The sequence below is a fragment of the Streptomyces sp. ATLC9 genome (genome assembly GCF_057196705.1).
The window spans coordinates 1-7,750 of record NZ_JBXUOY010000246.1 but is presented as its reverse complement, the minus strand read 5'-3'; the positions used below and the strand labels follow the sequence as shown (position 1 = coordinate 7,750).

Below are 7,750 nucleotides of genomic sequence, written 5' to 3'. Positions count from 1 at the left end.
CCACCCCGCCCCCGCCCGCCGCGCGCCCGCCGCGCCCCCCCCCCCGCCGCGAAGTCCGCTCCGATGAGCATCGGCGCCGTGCTCAACCTGCTGCGGGGCGAGTTCCCCGAGGTGACCATCTCCAAGATCCGTTTTCTGGAGTCCGAGGGGCTGGTGGAGCCGCAGCGGACCCCGTCGGGGTACCGCAAGTTCACCGCGGCGGACGTGGAGCGGCTGAGCAGGGTGCTGCGGATGCAGCGTGACCACTATCTGCCGCTGCGCGTCATCAAGGAGCATCTCGACGCGCTCGACCGCGGTGAGGAGGTGGCCCTGCCCTGCCCGGCGAGACCGTCCGACGTCATCGATCCCTTCGACGCGCCGGAGGGTGGACCGGCCTCGGCCGTCGCCCCGTGGGATCGCGACTCGGACGGCTCCGCCGGCGCTGGGAGCCCCCGCACGGCGCGTGTGGGGCGCGCCGGGCTTCTGGCCGCCGCGGAGGCGGAGGAGGAGCAGCTGGCGGAGTGGGAGTCCTACGGCTTGCTCGGTCCCGGGGAGGACGGTGCGTACGACGCCGAGGCAGTCGCCGTCGCCCGGATCGTCGCGGACCTGGGCCGATATGGTCTGGAGCCGCGCCATCTGCGGGTGGTGAAGGCTTCCGCGGAGCGGGAGGCCGGGCTGGTCGAACAGGTCGTGGCGCCACTGCGGCGGCACCGCAATCCTCAGACCAGGGCGCACGCCGAGACGACCGCGCGGGAGCTGGCGACGCTGGCCGTGCGACTGCACGCGACTCTGGTGCAGTCGGCGCTGAAGGCGCGGCCACGCTGACACCGCACCGACTGACGGGCCGGGTCACGGGGCGCCCGACTACCCAAAGGGGGCGCGCACGTCCTAGGGTTGCTGTGTGAACGAGCTCGACGTTGTGGGTGTCCGGGTCGAAATGCCCTCCAACCAGCCGATCGTTCTCCTGCGAGAGGTGGGAGGCGACCGGTACCTTCCCATCTGGATCGGTCCGGGGGAGGCGACAGCGATCGCCTTCGCCCAGCAGGGTATGACGCCCGCCCGCCCGCTGACCCATGACCTGTTCAAGGACGTTCTGGAAGCGGTCGGCCAGGAACTCACCGCTGTGCGGATCACCGACCTCAGAGAGGGCGTCTTCTACGCAGAGCTGGTCTTCGCCAGCGGTGTGGAGGTGAGCGCACGCCCGTCCGACGCCATAGCGCTGGCCCTGCGCACCGGGACACCGATCTACGGCAGCGACGGTGTGCTGGACGATGCCGGGATCGCCATCCCGGACGAGCAGGAGGACGAGGTGGAGAAGTTCCGCGAGTTCCTCGACCAGATCTCCCCGGAGGACTTCGGCACCAGCAACCAGTGAGCGCCGCCGGCACCGGGCCATTCCGGCACCCATTCCCGCGACGGGGACACGCGAAACCACCCCTTGGGTGATTATCACTCGGCGTGCCGAGTGTGGCGATCGTTGACGCACCCCGAGCGACTGCCTACCGTCGATTGGGCAGGTCCCGGGCGTATCCGCGGGACGTGAAGGACGGAGGGTCGGCGTGGGAAGCACCGGCGACAGCAGGGCGGCGGGCGATCCGTATCCGTTGCGCGGATCCTCCATACGGCCTCCGGCCCGCTCCACCCCCACCACGCAGGGCGCCGCGGTGGAGCAGATCGGCTACCGGGGCCCGACCGCGTGCGCGGCCGCGGGCATCACCTACCGGCAGCTGGACTACTGGGCCCGCACCGGCCTGGTGGAGCCCGGCGTCCGCCCGGCGTACGGCTCGGGCACCCAGCGGCTCTACAGTTTCCGCGACATTGTCGTACTGAAGATCGTCAAGCGGCTTCTGGACGCCGGGGTGTCGCTGCAGAACATCCGCGCGGCCGTGAGGCACCTGCGCTCGCGAGGGGGCGAGGACCTGGAGCGGAAGACGCTCATGAGCGACGGCGCGACGGTCTACGAGTGTTCCTCGCCCGACGAGGTCGTCGATCTCCTCCAGGGCGGCCAGGGGGTCTTCGGGATCGCGGTCGGCGTGGTGTGGCGGGATGTCGAGGCCGCCCTGTCCCAGCTGCATGCCGAGCGGGTCGACACCGGGGAGACGATCGCCGGGGACAACCCGGCCGACGAGCTGGCGCGCCGCCGCAACCGGGCGGGCTGACCAGGGGCGGCACACGGGGGCCGGTCCGCCGTCGCCCCTGTCAGTGGCGTAGGGCAGCATCACGGGTGTGAGAGGGACACCGACGGTCCTGCATCTGGACATGGACGCCTTCTACGCCGCCGTGGAGCAGGCGGCCAAACCCAGTCTGCGCGGAAAGCCGGTGATCGTCGGTGGTCTCGGGCCGCGCGGGGTGGTCGCCACCGCCTCCTACGAGGCCCGGGTCTTCGGTGTGCACTCGGCGATGCCGATGGCTCAGGCCCGTCGGCTGTGCCCGAACGCCGCATACCTCACTCCCCGCTTCGGGCTCTACCGCCGGGTCAGCGAGGTGGTGATGAGGCTGTTGCGAGAGCTGTCGCCGCTGGTGGAGCCGCTCAGCCTGGACGAGGCGTTCGTGGATCTCCAGGCCGGCGGTGCGGAAGGGGAGACGGGGCGGTGGTCGGCCGACACCGCCCGCGGGGTCGGTGAGCGGCTGCGCCGGGACATCCGTGCCGCCACCGGGCTCAGCGGCTCGGTGGGGCTGGCCGGGTCCAAGATGCTCGCCAAGATCGCCTCGGAGCAGGCCAAGCCCGACGGGCTGCTGGTGATCCCGCCGGGCACCGAGCGGGCGCTGCTGGCGCCGATGCCGGTGCGTACGCTGCCCGGGGTCGGGCCCGCCACCGCCCAGACCCTGCGCCGGGCGGGGATAGCCACCGTCGGCGAGACCGCCGAGGCGGGGGAGGCGGAGCTGGTGCGGCTGCTGGGCCGGGCGCACGGTGGAGCGCTGTACGCGATGGCGCAGGGGGTCGACGATCGGCCGGTGGTCGCCGAACGCGACGCCAAGTCGGTCTCGGTCGAGGACACCTTCGACACCGACCTCACCGACCGTGCGAGGATCCGGGCCGAGGTCGCGCGGCTCGCCGACCGCTGCGTGGCGCGACTGCGGGCGGCGGGGCGCTCCGGACGCACGGTGGTGGTCAAGGTCCGCAGCTACGACTTCTCCACGCTCACCCGTTCGGAGACGCTACGCGGCCCGACCGACGACCCGGCGGTGGTGAGGGAGGCCGCCGCCCGGCTCGTCGAGGGCGTGGACACCACCGCCGGGGTGCGGCTGCTGGGGGTCGGGGTGAGCGGACTGGCCGACTTCACCCAAGAAGATCTGTTCGCCCAGGCCGGCGCCCGGGCCGCCGGCTTCTCCGGCACGGTCCGGCCGCCGAGCCCTGATCCGCCCATGACGGCGGACGGGCCCGGGCGGGGCGGGAGGGGAGCGGAAGCGGGGGCAGTCCGGCACTGGCTGCCCGGTCTGGACGTACGGCACGCGCGGTACGGACCGGGCTGGGTGCAGGGCAGCGGTCTGGGGCGGGTCACGGTGCGGTTCGAGCGGCCCGGGTCGCCGCCGGGACGGGTGCGCACCTTCGTGGTGGACGATCCGGAGCTGGAGCCCTCCGAGCCGCTTTCGCCGTGGGACGGTCAGGACTCGGAGCCCGCGACCCGCCCGAACGACATGTCCTCGTCGGAGGCGGGCGGGCCGGCACCGGGCACGCCCAGCCCGTAGTGGCGGTAGAGCCGAAGTTCCTGCTCGGGGGAGAGATGGCGGCCCACGCCGAAGTCGGGAGCCTCCTTCACCAGGGAGCGCTCGAACGGCACCCTCAGCTCCCCGTCCACCACCTCGCTGGGCCCCAGCGGGACGAAGGCGTCTCGGCTGAAGAGCCCGGTGCGCACCGCCGCCCACTCCGGGACGCCGGTGGCATCGTCGAGGTACACCTCGTCCACGGTCCCTATCTTCTGTCCGGCGCGGTCGAACGCTTTGAGGCCTATCAGATTCCGCGGGTCGATGTCGGTCTGCACGGTGGTCCCTCCAACTCCTCGCACGAAGAGGCGCCTGCTCGCGAACAGTCGCCACAAACAACGAAACGGCACATTCGGCGCATCGGCCACTCGTGCAGGGCGTGGCGCCCGAGGCAAGGCCGGCGCCACCGGGCGCTGGTAGGCTCTGAAGTGGCTGTTGACCCCGAGCGGGAGAGTCCTCCGGTGAAAGCACCGGAGGCGCCGAAGGAGCAAATCCTCCCCGGAATCTCTCAGGCTCACGTACCGCGCGGGTGAGGTCACTCTGGAAAGCAGGGCGGGCCACGACGGACGACGCCGCAGCCCCCCTCACCGACGGTGAAAACCGGGCCGCGCGCGGACCGGTGAAGCTCTCAGGTCGCGATGACAGAGGGGGAGGCCGTCGGGGCACCCGCGCCGCGGTGCCCCTCGCAGGTCGCGCAGACCAGGAGGCCTCCAGATGACAGCAGACCGAACTCCTCCCGCCACCTCCCTCGCGGAGCTGGAGCGGGGCACTCCCTTCGAGGAGCGCCACATCGGCCCCGACGCCGGTGAGCAGGCCAAGATGCTCGCCCAGGTCGGCTACGGATCGCTGGACGAGCTGGCGGCCGCCGCCGTACCCGAGGTGATCAGGAGCACCGAGGCGCTGGCCCTGCCCGCGGCCCGCAGCGAGGCGGAGGTCCTGGCGGAACTGCGCTCCCTGGCGGGACGCAACCAGGTGCTGGACTCCATGATCGGCCTGGGCTACCACGGCACCTTCACCCCGCCGGTCATCCTGCGCAACGTCATGGAGAACCCCGCCTGGTACACGGCCTACACCCCGTACCAGCCGGAGATCTCGCAAGGGCGCCTGGAGGCGCTGCTGAACTTCCAGACCGTGGTCGCCGACCTGACCGGGCTGCCGACCTCCGGGGCCTCGCTGCTGGACGAGGGCACAGCGGCGGCCGAGGCCATGGCGCTGTCCCGGCGTGTCGGCAAGGTCAGGCAGGGAGTCTTCCTGGTCGACGCCGACTGCCTGCCGCAGACCATCGCCGTGCTCGAGACCCGCGCCGAGCCCACCGGAGTGGAGGTCGTCGTCGCCGACCTCTCCGACGGCATCCCAGCCGAGGCCGCCGAACGCGGCGTCTTCGGTGTGCTGCTGCAGTATCCGGGGGCCTCCGGCGCCGTACGCGATCCGCGTGGTGTGATCGAGGAGGCGCACGGGCTGGGGGCGGTCGTCACCGTCGCCGCCGACCTGCTCGCCCTGACCCTGCTGACCTCTCCCGGCGAGCTGGGCGCCGACATCGCGGTGGGCTCCAGCCAGCGCTTCGGCGTGCCGATGGGCTTCGGCGGGCCGCACGCCGGGTTCATGGCGGTGCGGGAGAAGTTCGCGCGCAGCCTGCCCGGCCGGCTGGTGGGCGTCTCGGTGGACGCCGACGGGGCCAGGGCCTACCGCCTGGCCCTGCAGACCCGGGAGCAGCACATCCGCCGGGAGAAGGCCACCAGCAACATCTGCACCGCCCAGGTGCTGCTCGCCGTGATGGCGGGGATGTACGCCGTCCACCACGGCCCCGACGGGCTGGCCGCCATCGCCCGCCGCACCCACCGCTACGCCGCCGCCCTCGCCCAGGGGCTGCGCGAGGGCGGTGTCGAGGTCGTCCACGACACGTTCTTCGACACCGTCACCGCACGGGTGCCGGGCCGGGCCGCCGAGGTCGTCGCCGCCGCCCGTGAGGCCGGGGTCAACCTGCGACTGACCGATGCCGACCACGTCGGCGTCGCCTGCGACGAGACCACCGGACGCGCGCAGCTCGCCGCCGTGTGGGGCGCCTTCGGCGTGGAGTCCGGGACCGGGGACGCCGAGGCGCTGGACGAGGCCGCCGGCCAGGTGCTGCCCGCCTCCCTGCTGCGTACCGACGAGTACCTGACCCACCCGGTCTTCCACCGGCACCGTTCCGAGACGTCGATGCTGCGCTACCTGCGCCGGCTGGCCGACCGGGACTACGCGCTGGACCGCGGCATGATCCCGCTGGGCTCGTGCACGATGAAGCTCAACGCCACTACCGAGATGGAGCCGGTCACCTGGCCGGAGTTCGGCGCACTGCACCCCTTCGCGCCCGCAGAGCAGGCCGAGGGCTACCTGACGCTGATCCGCGAGCTGGAGGAGCGGCTGGCCGAGGTCACCGGCTACGACAAGGTCTCCATCCAGCCCAACGCCGGTTCCCAGGGCGAGCTGGCGGGCCTGCTGGCGGTACGGGCGTACCACCGGGCGAACGGCCAGGCCGGCCGTACCGTCTGCCTGATCCCCTCCTCCGCGCACGGGACCAACGCCGCCAGCGCCGTGATGGCCGGGATGAAGGTCGTCGTCGTGGGGACCGGCGAGAACGGCGACGTGGACGTCGAGGACCTGCGGGCCAAGATCGACAGACACCGCGAGGAACTGGCGGTGCTGATGGTCACCTACCCCTCCACCCATGGTGTGTTCGAGGAGCACATCACCGACATCTGTGCGGCCGTGCACGAGGCGGGCGGTCAGGTCTACGTGGACGGGGCCAACCTCAACGCGCTGGTGGGCCTGGCCAAGCCGGGGAAGTTCGGCGCGGACGTCTCCCACCTGAACCTGCACAAGACCTTCTGCATCCCGCACGGCGGCGGCGGCCCGGGCGTGGGCCCGGTGGCCGTCCGCTCCCACCTGGCGCCGTACCTGCCCAACCACCCGCTCCAGCCGGCCGCCGGTCCCGGGACGGGCGTGGGGCCGATCTCGGCGGCGCCCTGGGGCTCGGCGGGCATCCTGCCGATCTCATGGGCGTACGTGCGACTGATGGGCGCCGAGGGGCTGCGCCGCGCCACCCAGGTGGCCGTGCTCGGGGCCAACTACGTGGCCAAGCGGCTGGAGCCGCACTACCCGGTGCTCTACACCGGCCCGGGCGGCCTGGTGGCGCACGAGTGCATCATCGATGTCCGCCCGCTGACCAAGGCCACCGGTGTCAGCATCGACGACGTGGCCAAGCGGCTGATCGACTACGGTTTCCACGCCCCGACGATGTCCTTCCCCGTGGCGGGGACGCTGATGATCGAGCCCACCGAGAGCGAGGACCTGGCGGAGCTGGACCGCTTCTGCGACGCGATGATCGCGATCCGGGCCGAGATCGAGAAGGTCGCCTCGGGGGAGTGGGACGCGCAGGACAACCCGTTGCGCAACGCGCCCCACACCGCCGCGCAGCTCGCCGGTGGGTGGGAGCACTCCTACGGGCGTGAGGAGGCGGTGTTCCCGGCCGGTGTCACGGCGGCCGACAAGTACTGGCCGCCGGTGCGGCGCGTCGACGGCGCCTACGGTGACCGCAACCTGGTCTGCTCCTGCCCCCCGATGGGCGAGTACGACGGCTGAGCCGCGGTCGGCCGGTGCGGTGCGACGACCTGCCCGTCGGGCAGCAGTTCGCCGGTGTCCTCGAAGAGCAGGACGCCGTTGCACAGCAGGCTCCATCCCTGCTCCGGATGGTGGGCCACGAGGTGGGCGGCCTCCCGGTCGGCGGAGTCGGCTGAGGGGCAGGGTGGCTGGTGCTGACACATGGTGGAGTTCTCTCGCTGCGATGTGGTGGTGCTTCGGTTGGATGCGTGGTTCATGACCGCCCCCGTATCTCCTGTTGGATGCCCCCAGTGTTGTCCCGCGGCCGGAATTCCGCAGGGATTTCGCCGCGGCTTCCCCCACGTTCTGGCGACGTGTTCCTTCCTGAGGGTGGTCACCCGGACCGGAACCATCCGTTCGGGTGATATCGGAGCCGTGAATGACTGGTCATCCGAGGGGGCGGAAGCGACAGTGGTGCCCCGCGGCC

At 72.1% G+C, this 7,750-nt stretch carries 7 protein-coding genes and 1 riboswitch; of the genes, 5 read left to right on the top strand and 2 right to left on the bottom strand.

Translation table 11 applies throughout. The annotated features are described in order from the left end of the window. Positions 1-63: 63 nt before the first annotated feature. From ftsR to AC2CJA_RS21285, 4 genes are all read left to right on the top strand, one after another. Positions 64-804, top strand: coding sequence for a transcriptional regulator FtsR (gene ftsR / locus AC2CJA_RS21300; protein ID WP_484604281.1), 741 nt, complete (start codon positions 64-66; stop codon positions 802-804). Between the two features lie 76 nt (positions 805-880). After that, positions 881-1,354 carry a bifunctional nuclease family protein gene (locus tag AC2CJA_RS21295; protein ID WP_093658537.1) on the top strand — a complete coding sequence of 158 codons (474 nt, stop codon included), beginning with the start codon at positions 881-883 and terminating at the stop codon, positions 1,352-1,354. A gap of 184 nt (positions 1,355-1,538) precedes the next feature. Then, positions 1,539-2,138 carry a MerR family transcriptional regulator gene (locus AC2CJA_RS21290; protein WP_484604280.1) on the top strand — a complete coding sequence of 200 codons (600 nt, stop codon included), beginning with the start codon at positions 1,539-1,541 and terminating at the stop codon, positions 2,136-2,138. A 67-nt stretch (positions 2,139-2,205) separates the two neighbouring features. After that, positions 2,206-3,669: a DNA polymerase IV gene (locus AC2CJA_RS21285; protein ID WP_484604279.1), complete on the top strand. Its 1,464-nt coding sequence runs from the start codon at positions 2,206-2,208 to the stop codon at positions 3,667-3,669. On the opposite strand, the gene AC2CJA_RS21280 is transcribed toward AC2CJA_RS21285, so the two are convergent. After that, positions 3,585-3,962: a PRC-barrel domain-containing protein gene (locus AC2CJA_RS21280; protein ID WP_484604278.1), complete on the bottom strand. Its 378-nt coding sequence runs from the start codon at positions 3,960-3,962 to the stop codon at positions 3,585-3,587. The genes AC2CJA_RS21285 and AC2CJA_RS21280 overlap by 85 nt on opposite strands. A 158-nt stretch (positions 3,963-4,120) precedes the next feature. Next, positions 4,121-4,218, top strand: a riboswitch (glycine riboswitch). Positions 4,219-4,398: 180 nt separating this feature from the next. Here AC2CJA_RS21280 and gcvP point away from each other — a divergent pair. Continuing rightward, positions 4,399-7,305, top strand: a complete 2,907-nt coding sequence (gene gcvP, locus AC2CJA_RS21275) for an aminomethyl-transferring glycine dehydrogenase (protein ID WP_484604277.1) — start codon at positions 4,399-4,401, stop codon at positions 7,303-7,305. Here the strand turns inward: gcvP and AC2CJA_RS21270 are convergent. Beyond that, positions 7,248-7,487, bottom strand: a complete 240-nt coding sequence (locus AC2CJA_RS21270; RefSeq protein ID WP_484604276.1) for a DUF5999 family protein — start codon at positions 7,485-7,487, stop codon at positions 7,248-7,250. The two genes, gcvP and AC2CJA_RS21270, sit on opposite strands and share 58 nt — an antisense overlap. Between the last annotated feature and the right edge of the window lie 263 nt (positions 7,488-7,750).